Source organism: Changpingibacter yushuensis (assembly GCF_014041995.1).
Taxonomy (GTDB): domain Bacteria; phylum Actinomycetota; class Actinomycetes; order Actinomycetales; family Actinomycetaceae; genus Changpingibacter; species Changpingibacter yushuensis.
This window is the reverse complement of the sequence record NZ_CP059492.1, coordinates 2,170,184-2,189,091: the sequence shown is the minus strand read 5'-3', so window position 1 is coordinate 2,189,091 and position 18,908 is coordinate 2,170,184. Positions and strand designations below refer to the sequence as shown.

Below are 18,908 nucleotides of genomic sequence, written 5' to 3'. Positions count from 1 at the left end.
GCGTTCACAAGGCGTTCTTTCGTGGGCGGTTGGTCACGTAAAGATCCGAATTCGGGACAATCCACAACTTTTGTTTCGGGACCGGTAGTCTTGTGCCAGTTTGTTGTCGGGGAGGGGATCCAAGCGTTGGAAGTAAAGATAGCCCTGTTGGGTTGCGGAACTGTTGGTACGCAGGTGGCACGGCTCATTGATGAGCAAGCTGAAGATCTCACCGCACGTGCTGGCGCCACCCTGAAGATCATCGGAATAGCTGTACGCGACGTGGCAGCACCTCGTGATCCTTCGATTGACAGGTCACTGTTGACCGACGATGCAGAGGCGATCATCGCGCAAGCAGATATCGTCATTGAGCTTATTGGTGGGATCGAACCGGCCCGCACCTATATCCTCAGCGCGTTTGCTCATGGTGTTTCTGTGGTCACTGGCAATAAGGCTCTCTTGGCGGCACACGGTCCTGAACTCTATGATGCAGCAGCAGGTGCCGACGTCGATTTGTACTATGAAGCCGCGGTTGCGGGAGCTGTTCCGGTGGTCTATGGATTACGCGAATCATTAGCTGGCGATCGCATTACGGCTGTTCTAGGAATCGTCAACGGAACTACCAATTACATCTTGGATGAGATGACAACTAAGGGCCTCGAGTTTGAGGATGTCCTAGCCGAAGCTCAGAGGTTGGGCTACGCAGAAGCGGACCCGACTGCCGACGTCAACGGCCATGACGCCGCAGCAAAATGCGCGATTCTGGCATCCCTTGCGTTCCATTCGCGTGTTTCGGCAGAAGATGTTCATGTTCATGGCATTCGGGACGTGACGGCTGATGATATTGCGGCGGCCACCCGGTCTGGCTATGTGGTCAAGCTGATCGCCACCGCGCGCCGGCGTCCGCAGGGCATCGAAGTTCACGTGGGTCCAACACTTGTGCCACTTTCGCATCCACTGGCAAGCGTGCATGGTCCATTCAACGCAGTAGTCATTGAAGCTGAGTCGGCCGATCGTCTCATGTTCTATGGGCGCGGTGCTGGCGGCGCTCCCACTGCCTCAGCCGTTCTTTCGGATGTCGTTGCTGCAGCATCACACATCGTTGGCGGAGGGCATGCACCTCGCGAGCTCATCTACGCAGATCTCCCCGTTTTGAGCCCGTCACAAGCTATTTCTCGCTTCCAAGTTGAAGTGGAAGTTGATGATCAAGTGGGAGTGTTAACTAAGGTGACCGGAGTCTTTGCGCGTCACGATGTTTCGATCAGCTCGGTGTTCCAAGATACCGGGCACACCCATTCGGCAGACCGCCCAGTCTGCCGCCTGACTGTCACTACACATGCAGCCAGTCAAGAAGACCTCGAAGCGACAATTGAGGAACTCAACGATTCCACGTTTGTCGCCGGAGTAAACCACGTCATTCGAGTTGAGGAGTCCTGATGGCCCATCAGTGGCAAGGCGTCATTCGTGAATACATCGATCGCCTTCCGTTTGCAGAATCTGATCCGATCGTTACCTTGGGTGAGGGTGGTACGCCTCTGGTCCATGCCACAGCGCTCGACGCGAGAACGGGCGGCGAAGTCTACGTCAAGGTCGAAGGAATGAACCCAACAGGTTCGTTCAAGGACCGCGGCATGACTACAGCGATCTCACATGTTCTGCGTTCGGATGCCAAGATTGTGGCTTGTGCATCAACTGGAAACACATCCGCCAGCGCGGCCGCATACGCTGTTGCTGCAGGGCTGAAATGTGCCGTGATTCTCCCGGCAGGCAAGATTGCTGCTGGAAAGCTAGCGCAGGCCATTGTGCATGGTGCAAATCTTGTGGCTGTAGATGGCAACTTTGACGATTGCTTGCGAATTGTTCGTGAACTGACTGAGCGGTTCCCGGTGGCTCTGGTCAATTCTGTGAATCCTTACCGCCTTCAAGGTCAGAAGACCGCTGCTTTCGAAGTAGTTGATGCGTTGGGAGATGCTCCCGATATTCACGTGCTTCCCGTTGGCAATGCGGGAAATATCTCCGCCTACTGGATGGGATACAGCGAATACGCAGGGCATACCACGCTCGCGTCGGTCGACGATTCAGCGCTTCATATCGAACCCGTAGCCACCAAGGTCCCTCAGATGTGGGGTGTGCAGGCGTGGGGAGCAGCTCCGCTGGTGCTTGGTCATCCTGTGGAGAAGCCAGAGACAGTCGCAACCGCGATTCGCATCGGTAATCCTGCCTCTTGGAAGTATGCGGAAGATGCTCGTGACCAGTCCCATGGTTGGATTGACCGAGTAACCGATGAACAGATTCTTGAAGCCCAGGCGATTCTCGCGGCCGAAGTGGGAGTCTTCATCGAACCCGGATCCGCAGCATCAATCGCTGGGCTCATCAAAGCTGCCGAGGAAGGCAAGGTTCCTGCCGGCGCCAAGATTGTGTGCACAGTCACAGGAAACGGACTCAAGGACACCGCTACTGCGTTGGCAGGGCGGAACCTTGAGATCAATCCGATCGAGCCCACCCTTCAAGCAACTGTTGAGGCGTTGGCACTCTGATGCGGATAGTTCGGTCAAACGCGCATGTGCGCGTTCCCGCCACCTCAGGAAACCTAGGTCCGGGATTTGATTGCATGGGTATGGCGCACGATCTATGGGATGACGTCTCTGTACGTCTGACCACAGGTGAGACTCGCGTCTTTGTGGAAGGGGAGGGGGCAGATTACCTCCCAACGAATGATTCACATCTCATTGTGAAGGTCATTCGCCGCACGCTTGAGATTGCTGGTTTGCCGCAGTCGGGCATCGAATTGAAGTGTCATAACCGGATTCCACAGGGCCGCGGGCTAGGTTCTTCAGCTGCCGCTGTAGTTGCAGGTCTTATGTTAGTTCGGGCGCTTACTGATTCACCTGACGAGCTCAATGACAATGTGTTGTTGGAGATCGCTACTGAGTTTGAAGGTCACCCTGACAACGCAGCGCCCGCCATCTTGGGTGGTGCTGTTGTGGCGTGGATGGAAGGGGAGAAACCACACGCTGCCTCACTAGACCTCTCGCCTGATCTGCACACCACACTGTTGATCCCCGAATCGGAACTGCTCACGGAGACGGCTCGTTCCGTTTTGCCGCAGACAGTTCCGCACAAGGATGCGGCATTCAATGCGTCACGTGCGGCTCTGTTGGTGCTTGCACTGAGCAAACGCCCCGATTTGCTCATGTCCGCTACACAAGACAGGCTCCATCAAGATTACCGGGCCGATGCCATGCAGGCCACAGCACAAGCAATCCGGGCACTGCGTGACGCCGGATGGCCTGCAGTGGTCTCAGGCGCTGGTCCTTCGATTCTGGTCCTTGATGCACTGGATCACGTAACGGCTGGTCTGCTGGCCGAACGTGGTTTCCGGTCAATCATTGGCCCGCGCGCGCCGGGCGCCCAGATCATCCCTGAGTGAAGCCGCGTACCAGTATCGGTGCAGAGTCGCTCCGATACTGGTACAGTGGTCCCGACCGGCGATACTGCGGCATTCCGCACCCGGCCCACCACCTGAACTGACGCGAAGTCAGTGGTCCAGACGTCAATGCAATCCATACGTCGTGGAATGGTGATCCCCATTGAAACAGTGTGACCACTGAATGACGTGCCAGAAAATGAATCTGGCAAATGGCAAAGTCAGCTCCCTGACTTTCCGAGGAAGGAACCTCGTGAGTGAATCCCGATCGACAGGTGCAATCTCAACGATGCGTCTACCTGAACTCAAGGCGCTGGCGCAGACCTTGGGCATTGAGGTCGATTCGAAGGCTCGCAAGGCAGATCTTGTTTCTGCCATCCGCTCCGTACAAGGACCGTCGTCGCGTGGACGCCGTCCTAAAGATCAAGAATCTCCCGCTGTAGTTGAGCACCCCGCGAGCTCACCTGAGCCGAAGGCCGCCGCGCCAGCACAGGCGGAGGAACCAGAACAACCACAGGCGCGGTCAGCCCGAACCAGCCGCATTCCGCGCACCACAGATGAGATCGTGTTGCCTGCCCGTGGCGAAGAAGAACCGGCAACTGACGGCCGTCGTCGGCGCAATCGCAACGAATCACGACCTACGCGCACAAATGATTCCCGGCCAGATCGTGATCAGAGCTCACGCACGGACCGCGACCAGAATTCACGCACGGACCGCGACCAGAATTCACGCACAGATCGTGATCAGAACTCACGCACGGACCGCGACCAGGAAGGCCGCCGCAGCCGCGATGGCCAGAACTCGGACGGGCGCGAGGAAAACTATGGCGAACGCCGCCGTCGTGATCGCGGCGACCGCAGGGAACCCCAGATTTCAGAGGATAAGCGGGCTGCGCTTGAAGCGATTGGTGATGCCGCCGAACAGCGAGTTAATGAGGACGATGAGTCCTCCAACCGCCGCAACCGCCGCAATCGCCGTGACCGTAACCGGAACCGCGACAACCGCGACAACCGGGACACCCGCGACAACCGTCAGGTAGATGAGCCGGCGCAGGTGGACGAGGAAGTCCTCATTCCGGTGGCAGGCATCTTGGATGTCGAAGGAAACCAGGCTTACCTGCGCACCGGCGGTTACCTGCCGGGATCAAACGATGCTGCTGTCTCACCTCAGATCGTCAAACAGTACGGTCTGCGCCGCGGCGATGCCGTGGTGGGTGCCGTGCGGGAGCGCGGCGAATCGGATAATCGCAGCAATCAGAACAACCGCGGACGCAACCAGCACCGCAAGTTCAACCACCAGAAGCTCAATCCGCTCGTTCAGGTGGATTCAATCAACTCGCTCACTCCGGAGCGTTCGTTGGAACGCCCAGAGTTTGGCAAGCTAACTCCGCTCTACCCGCAGGAGACGCTCCGTCTGGAGACCACCGCAAAGGCGCTGACACCTCGGGCAATCGACTTGGTGGCACCTATCGGCAAGGGCCAGCGTGGCTTGATCGTATCGCCGCCAAAGGCTGGCAAGACGATGGTGATGCAGCAGATTGCCATGGCAATTGCGCAGAACTATCCGGCCGTGCACCTCATGGTAGTTCTGGTAGATGAACGCCCAGAAGAAGTCACTGACATGAAGCGGCTAGTCAAGGGCGAGGTCATTGCCTCTACCTTCGACCGCCCGGCTTCAGATCACACCATCGTGGCTGAACTGGCTATCGAACGCGCAAAGCGCTTGGTGGAACTTGGCCAAGACGTGGTTGTGCTGCTCGACTCGCTCACGCGTTTGTCCCGTGCATACAACCTCGCCGCGCCGGCATCCGGCCGAATCCTCTCCGGAGGAGTCGACGCAGCGGCCCTGTACCCGCCCAAGAAGTTCTTTGGAGCTGCCCGTAACATCGAAGATGGTGGCTCACTGACTATCATTGCGTCGGCCTTGGTTGAGACCGGATCCAAGATGGACGAGGTTATCTTCGAAGAGTTCAAGGGAACCGGAAACATGGAGCTGCGCCTCTCGCGTCAGCTCGCCGATCGCCGAATCTTCCCGGCAATCGACGTCAACGCGTCGGGTACCCGCCGTGAGGAACTCCTCTTCAGCCAAGAGGAACTCAAGGTTATTTGGCAGCTGAGGCGGGCGCTGGGCACACTGGATGTGTCCGAGGCGTCGGACTTCCTGTTGGGGCGTATGCGCAAGACGGAATCGAACGGCGAGTTCCTCGTCTCTATCCTGCGGTCGATGCAGTCTTCAGGCCAATAGAACTGGAGAGTCCCTGAAGTTTGGGGATGTTCCCGAAATTCTTGCGGTACAAGGCGGCCGTTCAGACCCACCCGTCACGCGAGGCGACGGTATAGGTTACAATGCCGGTCCACGTGTGAGATGCGTCCTGATCTGGTGGAAGTGGGCGACCGCGTGCAATAATGTCTCGTCGGCTTTCGGTTCACCGATTGGTTGTCTTCATGACAAGGCGCGCCACGTCCATACGTGGTGGCCCGCCAATTGGACCCGGGGCACAAACGATCCTAGGAGTAAAAATGAAGCAGGGTATCCATCCGGATTACCACACCATCAAGGTCACTTGCACCTGTGGCAACGAGTTCGAAACCCGCTCCACCATTCAGGGTGACGAGCTTCGCGTTGATGTTTGCAGTGCGTGCCATCCGTTCTACACGGGTAAGCAGAAGATCCTCGATACCGGCGGCCGTGTCGCTCGCTTCGAGGCTCGCTACGGCAAGCGCAAGAAGTAATTTCATATAGCTTCAGGACGCCGGCACAGATTTGTCTGTGTCGGCGTTCTCCATGATTTGTGCCATTGTTGAACTTGGGAGTGCGGCATGTGCCGCTATCGAATCGAGAGGATATCGTGAGCAACCAAGCTGAGGTCGCAGCGCAGATGCTGGCGGAATATGAGCGAGTCGAAGCGGAGATGGCATCCCCTGAGGTGCTCGCTTCTCCGGACAAGCTCCGCTCGCTTGGTCGCAGATATGCAGAACTAGCCAGAGTGGTGAGGGTCTACCGCAGCTACATCGGTGCGCAGGCAGATTTGCTCGAGGCGCAAGAAATCGTGGCTGCAGGCGGCGACGATGCCGAACTGTTCAAGCCAGAGCTTGCGGGACTTCAGCAAGCCTTTGACACCGTTTCTGAAGAGCTTAAGCAAGTCCTGATTCCACGGGATCCCGACGACGCCCGCGATGCCATCGTTGAAGTGAAGGCTGGAGAGGGTGGTGAAGAGTCCGCTCTGTTCGCTGCCGATCTGGAACGGATGTACGAACGTTATGCGGAGAGCAAGGGATGGTCGGTCCAGCTGCTCACCTCAACTGAGACTGAACTTGGCGGCTTCAAGGACGTCCAATTGGCCATCAAAGCACGGCGCACGCCAGAAGACCCCGCCGAGGGAGTCTGGGCACACCTGAAGTATGAAGCAGGTGTTCACCGAGTCCAGCGCGTTCCTGTCACGGAATCACAGGGGCGCATTCATACATCTGCGGCGGGGGTGCTGGTCTTTGCCGAAGTGGATGACCCAGGCGAAGTGGAGATCAATGACAATGACATCCGGGTGGATGTGTACCGATCATCGGGACCCGGCGGCCAGTCGGTGAACACCACGGATTCGGCCGTGCGCATCACACATCTTCCCACGGGTCTGGTTGTATCAATCCAAGATGAGAAGTCCCAGATCAAGAATCGTGAAGCCGCAATGCGCGTGCTGCGTTCGCGGTTGCGGCAAATGCAGCTGGATCAGCAGGCGGAGGAAAACGCTGCATTGCGTCGCTCGCAAGTTCGCACTGTGGATCGTTCGGAGCGAATCCGCACATACAACTTCCCGGAGAACCGAATCTCGGATCACCGCACCGGCTATAAGGCGTACAACCTCGATCAGGTGCTTGCAGGTGCGCTAGAACCGCTTATCGACTCTGCGCGCCAGATGGATGAAGCTGAGCGGCTCGAGGCTGCAGAGCGGTGACCACGTGGGCCGCGCTCATTGCGCAAGCCTCAGGCACGCTCGCGCAGGCGGGCGTGCCTTCGCCTGAGGTGGACGCACGCGAACTCGCAGAGTTCGCGTGCGGAGCTCGTCCCGCCGCAGCACCAGCACCATCCCACGCCCAGATTCAGGCTTTCGAGGCAGCTGTTGCCGAGCGCGCCAAGCGGATTCCCCTGCAGCACATCACTGGCGTTATGTACTTCCGCTATCTCACGCTTGAATCGCGCCCTGGGTGCTTCATCGTCAGGCCAGAGACAGAGCTAGTTGCTGGCGAGGCAATTGACGCTGCCAAACGCAGCATAGAGAAGGACGGCCGCGCCACCGTCGTCGACCTCTGTACCGGGAGCGGCGCGATCGCGATTTCCGTGGCAACAGAGGTCCCCGATGCGCAGGTATATGCCGTCGAGATTTCGCCTGAAGCATGCGATCTTGCCCGAGCGAACAACATCGCTCATGGCAACCTTGTCCAGGTAGTCCAAGGTGACGCACTCACCGCGTGTGAGGAGTTGCGTGGCTTGGTGGACGTCGTCGTCTCCAACCCTCCCTACGTTCCAGCCGGGGTAGTACACAGCCCGGAGGTGCAGCAAGATCCCGATCTTGCCCTATGGGGTGGGGGAGAAGACGGCCTTGAGATTCCCTCGGCGCTCATTCTCAGATCCACGGAACTCCTAGCCGCGGGCGGTATCCTCGTCATGGAACATGCGGAGGAGCAAGCCGAGCGGTTGTGCCACGCAGCACTGAATGCCGGGTTTGCCACAGCTCGGACCGGCCATGATTACACTGGGCGGCCGCGGTGGCTGTGGGCGAAGCTGAAAGGCTGATGGAGAAGGACGATGGACGTTATTGATTACCGGGTAGGCAGGGAAGTCGCGATAGCGAAAGCTAAAGAGGTAATTGCGCGTGGTGACCTCGTGGTCTTGCCCACTGACACTGTGTACGGTCTAGGCGCCGATCCGTTTTCGCCGGGCGCCGTTGATCGCCTTCTCACTGCTAAGGGCCGCGGGCGTGACAAACCGTCTCCAGTATTGGTTGGGAGCGTCGCGGATGCCGCCAAACTTGCTGAAGTTATCCCAGATGCCGCGCGGGCGCTCATGGAAGAGTTCTGGCCAGGAGCCCTCACAATCGTCCTGCCCGCCAAGCCGACCATCGGTTGGGACTTGGGTGAAACGAACGGCACAGTTGCTCTTCGTATGCCCGACGACGAATTCACGCTGTCATTACTTGGTTCCGCGGGTCCGTTGGCAGTTTCGAGCGCTAATCTCACGGCCGCGCACCCCGCAGCGAACGTCGATCAAGCCAAGGAACAATTGGGCGAAAAGGTTGCTCTCTACGTGGATGGCGGTCAATGTGGTGGAGGCGAACCCTCGACCATCGTCATCGTTGGGGAGAAATTGAAGATCGTTCGGCACGGCGCCATTCCCGATTCTGAGATTGCACGATTCGGTGAACTGGAGGACTGACTGAGTGCGCGTCTACCTTCTCATCATGCTCTTGGCGGCCGTGGTCACCTATGTTCTGGTGCCTGTGGTTCTGAGAATTGCGATTGCCGTAGGCGCAATTACGCAGGTACGTGCCCGTGACGTCCACACTGTGCCGATTCCGCGGCTTGGTGGATTAGCCATGTATTGCGGGTTGGTGGTCTCCTTCATCGTGGCTTCGCAGATTCCCTATCTCTCACGCGTATTTGCACCGGGCTCGGGTGCTTGGGGCGTGGTGATGGGCGCTGGCGTCATGTGCCTCGTGGGAGTCATTGACGATATCTGGGAGCTGGACTGGTATGCCAAACTGGCTGGGGAAATCCTCGCAGCGGGCATCATGGCATGGCAAGGCGTGCAGGTTGTCAGCGTTCCCGTTATGGGATTGACCGTGGGATCAAGCCGGCTGACGCTATTTGTGACCATCATCGTGGTGGTAGTGGTGGCCAACGCTGTCAACTTTGTTGACGGACTTGACGGCTTGGCCGCCGGAATCGTTGCAATTGCAGCCTTTTCGTTCTTCATCTATTCCTACTACTTGGCGCGCAATGCCTCTCCTGGCGACTACTCGTCAGTAGCGTGCGCGGTGGTGGCTGGACTCGTGGGGATTTGCGTGGGCTTCCTCCCGCACAACTTCCATCCCGCAAGAATCTTCATGGGTGACTCGGGAGCATTGATGATAGGCGTAGTCATCGCGGGGGCTGGTGTGCTGGTCACCGGGCAGATCGACCCCGCCAACACCTCGGTGGGGTACTCCCTGCCAGCTGCTATGCCGATCCTCGTGCCCGTTGCCGTGATTCTGCTTCCGCTCATCGACTTCGTATGGGCTGTTGTACGCCGTATGGCCAAGGGGCAGTCGCCGTTCCATGCTGATGCAGGCCATCTGCACCATCGATTGCTTCGCCGCGGGCATTCACACGCGGGTGCCGTACTTATTCTCTATATGTGGGCTGCCGTTGCTTCACTTTCATGCGTGGCGCTTGTAATCTTCCCTCCCTTGGCTGTGACGCCGCTCGCCGTGGTGAGTATTGCTGGTGCTGTTGTGATCACACGGCGTGAAATGAGTGCGCCAGCACGGGCACGCGCACAGAAGAACGCAGTTGCCTCTGTGGTGGCTGACGATTCGAGGCCGGATGCCACATCCTCGAGGCCGGATGCCACATCCGCCGAAGCTCAAGCTTCGGCGCCACACCCGAATGGGGCGTAACTCGCGATGCCCTTGGAATCTAACGTCCCTACAGCAGGTGAGCTGCTCCGAAGGATAGCGGCTTGGGATCTGGCGATCCTAGGCGGTCTAGGGTGCGCAGTATCCGCAGCCTTCGCCGCCGCTGGCAGAAACGACATGGCCAGCGGGGTTCTGGTGGGGTTCCTCATTGTGGCGTTCTCAAGTGCCGCCCTAGCCTGGGTGGCAGGTGCCACCCACGCAATGGGTAGCCGAGCGGGCGCCATCCTCTTTGGTGGGGGCTACGCATTCAAGATGCTGCTTATCATCGTGGTTTTGTCATTGCTTCACGAATGGACGGTCATTGATCTGCGCGCGCTACTCGTTTCAACTGCGGCTGCTGTGGTGGGATCGCTCGTCACTGCATCGTGGATGGTGGTCCGATCGGATGGGCCTTCCCTCGATGTGCCCTCCCGCGAGGAACTCGAGAGGGCCGAATCGATCAAGGCGCAAGAGCCAGACGAATGGGATGTTGGTACGTGGTCACCAGACGATGATGAGCGCAGGGACGATCCTCCGCGGTGTGTCTAGAAACAGACAGTTTCGACGGGTAGGGGCGATATGATACGGATCACAATAGGCCACTTCCATAAGGAAAAGTCTAAAATTTTGTTACGGCGGCGGGACTTTTGCCCTAGGCTCATGATGGCATAAAGACGAACTTGGGCCGTTGCATAACCTGCCCATTTTCTCTGTATGATCTAACTCGTGCCTCGCCAGCGATGGATGCTGCGAGGTTTATGGCGTCAACACGTTCGGAGGACATGGCTTGTCGGTGAATCTTCTCGCTGCAATTGCCACGGGGTCGCTCCAGGCTTCGGGTGACAATGAGTTCCATGCGCCCACGATCGAGGAATTCTTCCCTGATCCGATTCTTTTTGGGGGCACGCCCTTTGAGATTAATCGCGTCATCATGGTCCGGCTCATCTCGGTTGCGGTTCTGTGCACGATCTTGGTTCTGTATTCGCGGCGCGCGAAGCTAATACCTGGTCGTGCCCAAGGTAGCGTTGAGATGCTCTTGGACTTTTCGCGCAAATCGATTGGTGAAGAGCTCCTTGGAAAGAATGCGGGCCCGTATCAGCCGCTTCTTGCATCGATGTTCTTGGGGATTCTGTTCATGAACCTCACGGGCATCATTCCTGGGCTGCAGATTGCCAGCACGTCCATAATCGGCATGCCGATTATCTATGCTGTGTTGGCCTATGTTGCGTTCATCTACGCAGGAATCAAGAGCCACGGGACGTTCAACTTCTTCAAGTCTCAACTGTTCCCGCCGGGAGTTCCCAAGCCCATCTACATTTTGATGACGCCAATTGAGCTCCTCTCAACATTTGTTCTTCGTCCACTGACGTTGACTATCCGACTTCTCGCCAACATGGTTTCAGGGCATTTGCTGCTCGTACTGTGCTTTGTGGGAACCAATGCTCTCTACCTTTCGATGGGTGGCGTGGGCGGGCTTGCCCTTGGCACCCTCACACTCGTAGGTGGCATTGCGTTCACCGCATTCGAGGCGTTCGTTGCCTGCTTGCAGGCATATATCTTCGCTCTTCTGACGGCCGCGTACATTTCGCTGTCGATTGAAGAACACTGACACCGCAACCAAACTGAAAAGGACACAGTCATGATCGGTAACATCGCAACCATCGGCTACGGTCTTGCGGCCATCGGCCCGGGCATCGGCATCGGCCTCATTGGCGCAAAGAACCAGGAAGCTACGGCACGCCAGCCTGAACTCAAGGGCTTCCTGCGCGTCAACATGTTCCTGTCAATCGCCTTCACCGAAGCCCTTGGTCTGATTGGCTTCGTTGCTGGCTTCGTATTTGGAGCCTGACAGTGATTCTCGCTTCAGATTCGCTGATTATTCCAGCGCCAGCGGATCTCATCTGGGGAACGGTCTCGTTCATCATCATCGCTGTGGCGATGTACAAGCTGGCGTGGCCCACATTCATGCGAGTGTTGGACGAACGCACGGCCAAGATTGATGAAGGCCTGAACTCAGCGGCACGTGCACAGGAAGAAGTTGCCAAGGAACGCGAGGCTCTCGCGTCTGAAGTAGACGATGCCCGTCGCGAAGCCGCACAGATCCGTGAGAAGGCTCAAGCGAACGCAACTGACATTGTCTCAGCTGCCCAGAAGCAGGCCACCCTAGAAGCACATCGCATAGCGGAGGCTTCAGCTCGTCAGATTCAGGCCGATGCACAATCCGCCCAGCAAGTGCTGCGCTCGGACGTGGGTTCATTGGCCTCAGATTTGGCAGCCAAGATCGTCGGCGGCCAGGCACTCGATCCCACGATTTCTCAAGGCGTCATTGATCGTTTTCTCGATGAGCTTGAGACGGTCGATTCCGAATCTGGCAAAGGCTCGAAGGAGGGCTGATGCGTTCCAGCAGTGAAGCGGCTCTTGAAGCGGCACGTACGGACTGGGAAAGGGTGCTTTCTCTGCAACAAGGTTCACTCGTGCTCTTTGGCCGTGAGATCTTCTCTGTCGCTGACACGATCGGTGAGCTGGTGGCATTCCGCCGCGGGCTCACGGATTCCTCTCGTAACGAGGCCGACCGGGAGAAGCTTGCTCGTGATGTGTTTGCGACTCGAGTCTCTGAACCCGTCATGTACTTGCTGTCGCAGCTGGTGCGGGAACGCTGGTCCAAGGATTCCGATCTCATGACGGCCCTTGAGGAACTCGGTGTTCAAACACTTCTGGCAAATGCTGAAAAGGCTGATCGCCTAGGCGGCGTTGAAGAGGAGCTCTATCGCTGCCTACGCATCCTTGGTGAAGAGCGCAGCTTGCGCGTAGTCCTTGGCGATAGGGGATACCAAAGAGGCAAGCGTGAGGAGCTGGCTCGTGAGGTTTTCTCCGAGACCATCCCTGAGACTCTGGAGCTCGTGGCACGCGCAGTGTATCGTGCCCCGGAGCCTACGATTGCCCAGTCACTCAATCACTACATCGCCGAAGCGGCACAACGCGGTCACCATCTGGTTGCCTCTGTGACGGTTGCTTCTCCACTTTCTCCAGAGCAGAAGGAACGGCTGAGCCGGATTCTCACCTCCCGGTATGGAGAAGACGTCGTAGTTCACGTTTCCGTCAATCCACGAGTCGTTGGCGGCATGAGGATTCATGTTGGTGAAGATGTCATTGACGGCACGCTAGAAACACGGATTTCGAACGTCCGCGACGCAATCACTCGATAAGACCACGCGGGCACGCCCGCACCGAGAACGGCTTTCGGCCGTCAAAACGTAAGGAATGAGGAATGGCTGATCTGACAATCCAGCCGGATGAGATCCGGGCTGCGCTCGACAGCTTCGTGAGTTCCTATGAGCCTGCCAAGACCGTGAGCGAGGAAGTCGGCCACGTCACCTTGACCGCGGACGGAATCGCCCGTGTTGAAGGGCTTGCTGGGACCATGGCGAACGAGCTTCTGAAGTTTGAAGACGGGACCCTTGGCCTCGCGATGAACTTGGAGGAACGCGAGATCGGCGTCGTCGTTCTTGGTGATTTCTCCGCAATTGAAGAAGGGCAAGAGGTCCGCCGCACTGGTGAGGTCCTCTCTGTTCCTGTTGGTGATGGCTACTTGGGCCGCACGGTGGATCCCTTGGGCAACCCGATTGACGGACTGGGCGACATTACCGACGTCGACGGCCGCAGGCCGCTGGAACTGCAGGCTCCAGGCGTCATGATGCGTAAGAGTGTTAATGAACCTCTGCAGACTGGCATCAAGGCCATCGACGCGATGATCCCGATTGGGCGCGGCCAGCGTCAGCTCATCATTGGTGATCGTCAAACGGGCAAGACTGCTCTGGCAATTGACACCATTCTTAATCAGAAGTCGAACTGGGAGTCTGGGGACCCGGCACAGCAGGTGCGCTGCATCTACGTTGCCATCGGACAAAAGGGCTCCACAATCGCCTCGGTGCGTTCAACCCTGCAAAAGGGCGGCGCCATGGAGTACACCACCATTGTGGCCTCGCCTGCATCCGATCCGGCTGGCTTCAAGTACCTCGCTCCTTACACTGGCTCGGCCATCGGGCAGCACTGGATGTACTCCGGCAAGCACGTTCTGATCGTCTTTGATGACCTGTCAAAGCAAGCCGAAGCCTACCGAGCAGTTTCCCTGTTGCTTCGCCGCCCACCGGGGCGCGAAGCATACCCAGGCGATGTGTTCTACTTGCACTCTCGCTTGCTTGAGCGCTGCGCGAAGCTCTCCGATGAGCTGGGCGGCGGTTCGATGACGGGCCTTCCGCTCATTGAGACCAAGGCGAATGACGTTTCTGCCTACATTCCTACCAACGTCATTTCGATTACTGACGGCCAGATCTTCCTTCAGTCAGATCTCTTCAACGCGAATCAGCGTCCAGCTGTGGACGTGGGTATCTCCGTTTCCCGCGTGGGCGGTGACGCTCAGGTTAAGGCGATGAAGAAGGTGGCTGGCACACTGAAGATCACGCTGGCGCAGTATCGGGCGCAGGCGGCATTCGCGATGTTCGCATCTGATTTGGATGCCACCACGCGTCAGCAGCTGACTAGAGGCGAGCGCCTGATGGAGCTTCTCAAGCAGCCGCAGTACACGCCATTCAAGGTGGAGGATCAGATCGTCTCGATGTGGGCGGGTACCTCTGGCTATCTCGACGATGTTCCGGTCAATAAGGTGCATGCTTTTGAATCGGGCATGCTTGATTTCGTGCGGCACAACTCGCCGGTTCTGGAGACTCTTGCTAGCACGGGAGTGCTCGATTCTGACACCGAATCGGCACTGCGCAGCGCTGTGGATGAGTTCCAGCACGGCTTCCTGGTTTCCGAAGGCATCATCACTGACGGTGCCGGTGAGTCTGAGACCGAAGTCGTTCGGGAGACGCTCGTCCGGGCGAAGCGGAGCTAACAGTGGCTGGTGCACAGAGGGTCTTCAAGGAGAAGATCCGGGCAACGAGTACCTTGGAGAAGGTGTTTCGGGCGATGGAGCTCATCGCCGCGTCACGCATCTCCAAGGCGCGCGAAGCGGCCATGGGGCTCGATCCCTACGCTCAGGTTCTGACTCGGTCCATCGCGGCCGTGGCGGCGCACGACTTCAACCACAAGCATCCGTTCCTCGTTCGCCGCACAGATACGAACAGGGTCGCCGTTCTTGTGGTGACGTCCGATCGTGGTATGGCGGGCGCCTATTCGGCGTCGGTGCTACGCGAAGCGGACCGATTCATGGACGAACTGCGCGAGCAGGGAATGGAACCGGTTCTCTACATTTCTGGCCGCCGTGGGGAGAGCTACTATCACTTCCGCAACGTCGATGTGGAGAAGGTGTGGAGCGGAGATTCCGATCGCCCCAATGACGCAACCACTGACGACATCGCCACCACTCTTCTCAACGCCTATTTGGCTCCGGTAGAAGAAGGTGGCATAGCTGAAGTCCACGTGGTTTTCACTCGTTTTGAGTCGATGGTTCGGCAAGTGGTCCAGAAGCGTCACATGCTTCCGATGGAGATCGCGGATACCGACGACGACGTGTTGGCCGATGCTGAACGCGACGAGTTGGGCGACTATCAACCCGGAGCTGCTCCGCTGTACGAGTTCGAACCATCAGCGCAGGAGGTGTTTGATTCGTTGCTGCCCATGTATGTGCGTCAACGAATCAAGTCTGTGCTGTTGACCGCTGCCGCCTCTGAGTTGGCTTCGCGCCAGCAGGCTATGCATTCGGCCACGGAGAACGCCGGCCAGCTCATCCAGGAGTACACCCGTAAGGCGAACAATGCTCGCCAAGCGGAGATCACCACTGAGATCACCGAGATCGTCTCGGGTGCTGACGCGCTCAAGCAAGAAGCCTAAGCCCCGAATTCCAAGGAAGAGAAAAACATGACTGCCTCAGTTGACACGACAGTTGCTACCAACCAAGGTCGCGTTGTTCAGGTCATCGGCGCCATCGTCGACGTCGAGTTTCCCTCCGACGCATTACCTGAGATCAACAATGCGCTGGTCACCCGCGTGGATCTGTCCACTCAGGGTGAGGGCGAAGGTGCATTCGACATGACGTTGGAAGTTGCCCAGCACTTGGGTGACAACATCGTTCGATGCATCGCAATGAAGCCCACGGATGGTCTTGTCCGTGGCGCGGTGGTTCGCGACTCTGGAAGTGCCATCACCGTTCCAGTGGGTGAGGTCACCAAAGGCCACGTGTTTAACGTGCTCGGCGAGTGCCTGAACCTAGCCGAAGGTGAGCACCTCGAGGTTACGGAGCGCTGGCCGATCCACCGCAAGCCACCGGCCTTTGATGAGCTTGAGCCCGAAACCCGCATGTTCCAGACAGGTATCAAGGTCATTGACCTTCTCACCCCTTATGTTCAGGGCGGCAAGATCGGCCTCTTCGGCGGCGCAGGTGTGGGAAAGACCGTTCTGATTCAGGAAATGATTCAGCGTGTTGCGCAGGACCATGACGGCGTCTCTGTGTTCGCCGGAGTGGGCGAGCGCACCCGCGAGGGCAACGACCTCATCCGCGAGATGGGCGAGGCCGGCGTTCTGGACAAGACCGCACTTGTCTTCGGCCAGATGGACGAGCCGCCGGGGGTCCGCCTACGTATCGCCCTATCCGGGCTGACCATGGCGGAGTACTTCAGGGATGTTGAGAATCAGGATGTGCTGTTGTTCATCGACAACATTTTCCGGTTCACGCAGGCCGGATCCGAGGTTTCAACTCTGCTAGGCCGTATGCCATCTGCTGTGGGCTACCAGCCGACGCTGGCAGATGAGATGGGTGCTCTTCAGGAGCGCATTACCTCAACTCGTGGCCATTCGATTACCTCGCTGCAGGCCATCTACGTGCCCGCCGACGATTACACCGATCCGGCGCCTGCCACCACATTCGCTCACTTGGATGCCACCACGGAGCTTTCCCGTGAGATCGCTTCGCGTGGCATCTACCCAGCAGTGGATCCACTCAGCTCAACCTCGCGCATCCTAGACCCACAGATTGTGGGCAAGCAGCACTATGAAGTTGCCACTCGCGTGAAGGCCATTCTTCAGAAGAACAAGGAGCTTCAGGACATCATTTCGATCCTGGGCGTGGACGAGCTTTCTGAGGAGGATAAGGTCACGGTAGCTCGCGCACGCCGTATCCAGCAGTACCTTTCACAGAACACCTACACAGCCGTCAAGTTCACGGGTGTGGAAGGTTCCACTGTCCCGGTTGATGAAACAGTGGAAGCATTCCGCAGGCTCTGTGATGGCGAATACGACCACATTCCGGAACAGGCGTTCTTCAACATCGGCGGAATCGACGATATTGAGAAGGCTTGGGCAAGGATTCAATCGGAAGGCCGCTAATGCATGTCGAAGTGGTAGCTCCGGCGGGCCCGATCTGGCAGGGTGAAGCCGGTCAAGTGCGGGTTCCCGCCAGCGATGGCGAACTGGGCATTTTGGCTGGACACACCCCTGTCATGGCATTATTGTCCACAGGTCAGGTACACGTCTCGGGCGAAGGTATTCCTGATACTGCAATTGATGTGGTCGGCGGCTTTGTAACTGTAGATGCGGACCGGGTCTACATCTTGGTTGATTCGGGCCAGGTTGCAGATCTTTAGAACTGAAGGCGAGGAGCAAGCTTGAGCTCACAAGATGTTGATACGCGAATCATCTTGGTGCTGTTGCTCGTGCTGCTCCTCGCTCTGTGCGCTGTGGGCTGGTGTGCACTGCGCTTAACCATTCTGTTGCGCCGTCCAGGTTCCTTACAGTGTTCTGTGCGCGCCAAGAATGCTCGTGGATGGCGCACAGGAGTGCTCATTCTTGGCCCCCGTGCGCTCGAGTGGTTCAGCACTCGTTCATTTCTTCCCGTTCCCCAGCGCGTCTTCCAACGCGCTGGTTTTCATATAGTCGGCCATAAGCTAGCCCGCAACGACCTCACGGTTGCGCATGTTGAGTATCTCGGCGAGGCACTAGACATCGCTATGAGTCCACAGTCCTTTGCTGGCTTGGTCTCCTGGATTGACTCCGCTCCACCGGCTGAGGAACCGACGTACATTTAGATCTCCTGCGGGATTCTCACTGCCCGTTCCGGTAGTCTTTCGAGCGCCTGCGCGCTCAGCCCGTGGTGCGGTTCTGCAGCCTCACTTTGCGAAAGGACATTCTTGATGCGAGTTGTGTTCGCAAATTGTTCAGTTGAATACTCTGGGCGCCTTGACGCACACCTAGATCGAGGTGCCCGGCTGCTCATGGTGAAAGCTGATGGATCCGTTCTTGTGCATTCAGATGGAGGATCCTACAAACCACTCAATTGGATGATTCCGCCCTGCACTCTGCGTGTACGCGAACCGAACGAGGATGAGTTAGCGATTGGCGCGCAAGAGGTGTGGGAGGTCTCGCAGAAGAAGACCGACGACGAACTCGTGATTCGGATTTTTGAGATCATCGGTGATTACACACACCAGTTGGGCATGGAACCGGGCTTGGTCAAAGATGGTGTAGAAGCGCATCTTCAGAAACTCTTGGCCGAGCAAGTGGATCGCCTAGGGGAGGGTGTTTCCCTTGTGCGCCGCGAGTTTCCCACGCCAATTGGTCCCGTTGATTTGATGGTTCGTGACGGCGAAGGCGGTCACATTGCGGTGGAGATTAAACGCCGAGGCGATATCGATGGCGTCGAACAGTTGACTCGATATCTTGACCTTCTGGGCCGCGACCCCCTCCTTACGCCATTGAGAGGTGTCTTCGCAGCGCAAGAAATCAAGCCACAAGCTCGCACGCTTGCTGAGGATCGAGGCATTGAGTGCGTTATTCTCGACTATGACGAAATGCGTGGCCTGGATCACCCGGAGGATCGCTTGTTCTGACGTCCAGGCTGCCAATGCACTCAAGGGGGAGTC

The 18,908-nt window shown here is 57.7% G+C and carries 20 protein-coding genes; all 20 read left to right on the top strand.

Going from position 1 to position 18,908, the window contains the following annotated elements; translation table 11 throughout:
• The first annotated feature begins 126 nt into the window (after positions 1-126).
• The 20 genes from H2O17_RS09540 to nucS all read left to right on the top strand — a co-directional run bounded on the left by H2O17_RS09540 (position 127) and on the right by nucS (position 18,875).
• The gene (locus tag H2O17_RS09540; RefSeq protein WP_246311221.1) at positions 127-1,416 is read left to right on the top strand and encodes a homoserine dehydrogenase; all 1,290 of its coding nucleotides are present in this window, start codon (positions 127-129) and stop codon (positions 1,414-1,416) included.
• A complete protein-coding gene (thrC, locus tag H2O17_RS09535; protein WP_182049457.1) occupies positions 1,416-2,516 on the top strand; it encodes a threonine synthase in 1,101 nt (366 codons plus the stop codon). Before H2O17_RS09540 ends, thrC begins: the two co-directional genes overlap by 1 nt.
• On the top strand, positions 2,516-3,409 hold the full coding sequence (gene thrB, locus H2O17_RS09530; RefSeq protein WP_182049456.1) for a homoserine kinase: 894 nt from the start codon (positions 2,516-2,518) through the stop codon (positions 3,407-3,409). Before thrC ends, thrB begins: the two co-directional genes overlap by 1 nt.
• A 250-nt stretch (positions 3,410-3,659) precedes the next feature.
• Positions 3,660-5,651 carry a transcription termination factor Rho gene (gene rho, locus H2O17_RS09525; protein ID WP_425486303.1) on the top strand — a complete coding sequence of 664 codons (1,992 nt, stop codon included), beginning with the start codon at positions 3,660-3,662 and terminating at the stop codon, positions 5,649-5,651.
• A gap of 275 nt (positions 5,652-5,926) precedes the next feature.
• The gene (gene rpmE / locus H2O17_RS09520; protein WP_182049454.1) at positions 5,927-6,139 is read left to right on the top strand and encodes a 50S ribosomal protein L31; all 213 of its coding nucleotides are present in this window, start codon (positions 5,927-5,929) and stop codon (positions 6,137-6,139) included.
• Positions 6,140-6,255: 116 nt separating this feature from the next.
• The gene (prfA, locus tag H2O17_RS09515) at positions 6,256-7,356 is read left to right on the top strand and encodes a peptide chain release factor 1 (protein ID WP_394367341.1); all 1,101 of its coding nucleotides are present in this window, start codon (positions 6,256-6,258) and stop codon (positions 7,354-7,356) included.
• Entirely contained in the window at positions 7,353-8,195 is an 843-nt protein-coding gene (prmC, locus tag H2O17_RS09510) for a peptide chain release factor N(5)-glutamine methyltransferase (RefSeq protein ID WP_182049453.1), read from the top strand. The genes prfA and prmC overlap by 4 nt, the downstream gene beginning before the upstream one ends.
• Positions 8,196-8,207: 12 nt before the next feature.
• Complete coding sequence (locus H2O17_RS09505) at positions 8,208-8,834, top strand: L-threonylcarbamoyladenylate synthase (protein WP_182049452.1); 627 nt, start codon at positions 8,208-8,210, stop codon at positions 8,832-8,834.
• 4 nt (positions 8,835-8,838) lie between these two features.
• Positions 8,839-10,056 (top strand): MraY family glycosyltransferase, encoded by a 1,218-nt coding sequence (locus H2O17_RS09500; RefSeq protein ID WP_182049451.1) that lies wholly within the window; start codon positions 8,839-8,841, stop codon positions 10,054-10,056.
• 135 nt (positions 10,057-10,191) lie between these two features.
• Entirely contained in the window at positions 10,192-10,602 is a 411-nt protein-coding gene (locus tag H2O17_RS09495) for a hypothetical protein (RefSeq protein ID WP_182049450.1), read from the top strand.
• A gap of 244 nt (positions 10,603-10,846) precedes the next feature.
• Complete coding sequence (gene atpB, locus H2O17_RS09490) at positions 10,847-11,662, top strand: F0F1 ATP synthase subunit A (RefSeq protein ID WP_182051026.1); 816 nt, start codon at positions 10,847-10,849, stop codon at positions 11,660-11,662.
• Positions 11,663-11,692: 30 nt separating this feature from the next.
• A complete protein-coding gene (gene atpE / locus H2O17_RS09485) occupies positions 11,693-11,902 on the top strand; it encodes an ATP synthase F0 subunit C (protein ID WP_182049449.1) in 210 nt (69 codons plus the stop codon).
• Positions 11,903-11,904: 2 nt separating this feature from the next.
• Positions 11,905-12,447 (top strand): F0F1 ATP synthase subunit B, encoded by a 543-nt coding sequence (atpF, locus tag H2O17_RS09480; protein ID WP_182049448.1) that lies wholly within the window; start codon positions 11,905-11,907, stop codon positions 12,445-12,447.
• Complete coding sequence (locus H2O17_RS09475) at positions 12,447-13,259, top strand: F0F1 ATP synthase subunit delta (RefSeq protein WP_182049447.1); 813 nt, start codon at positions 12,447-12,449, stop codon at positions 13,257-13,259. Before atpF ends, H2O17_RS09475 begins: the two co-directional genes overlap by 1 nt.
• A 62-nt stretch (positions 13,260-13,321) precedes the next feature.
• On the top strand, positions 13,322-14,947 hold the full coding sequence (atpA, locus tag H2O17_RS09470) for a F0F1 ATP synthase subunit alpha (protein WP_182049446.1): 1,626 nt from the start codon (positions 13,322-13,324) through the stop codon (positions 14,945-14,947).
• A gap of 2 nt (positions 14,948-14,949) precedes the next feature.
• Positions 14,950-15,885, top strand: a complete 936-nt coding sequence (locus H2O17_RS09465; RefSeq protein WP_182049445.1) for a F0F1 ATP synthase subunit gamma — start codon at positions 14,950-14,952, stop codon at positions 15,883-15,885.
• A gap of 27 nt (positions 15,886-15,912) precedes the next feature.
• A complete protein-coding gene (atpD, locus tag H2O17_RS09460) occupies positions 15,913-17,376 on the top strand; it encodes a F0F1 ATP synthase subunit beta (RefSeq protein WP_182049444.1) in 1,464 nt (487 codons plus the stop codon).
• The gene (gene atpC / locus H2O17_RS09455) at positions 17,376-17,633 is read left to right on the top strand and encodes an ATP synthase F1 subunit epsilon (protein WP_182049443.1); all 258 of its coding nucleotides are present in this window, start codon (positions 17,376-17,378) and stop codon (positions 17,631-17,633) included. Before atpD ends, atpC begins: the two co-directional genes overlap by 1 nt.
• Positions 17,634-17,654: 21 nt before the next feature.
• Positions 17,655-18,074: a DUF2550 family protein gene (locus H2O17_RS09450; protein ID WP_182049442.1), complete on the top strand. Its 420-nt coding sequence runs from the start codon at positions 17,655-17,657 to the stop codon at positions 18,072-18,074.
• 105 nt (positions 18,075-18,179) lie between these two features.
• A complete protein-coding gene (gene nucS, locus H2O17_RS09445) occupies positions 18,180-18,875 on the top strand; it encodes an endonuclease NucS (RefSeq protein WP_182049441.1) in 696 nt (231 codons plus the stop codon).
• Positions 18,876-18,908: the final 33 nt, after the last annotated feature.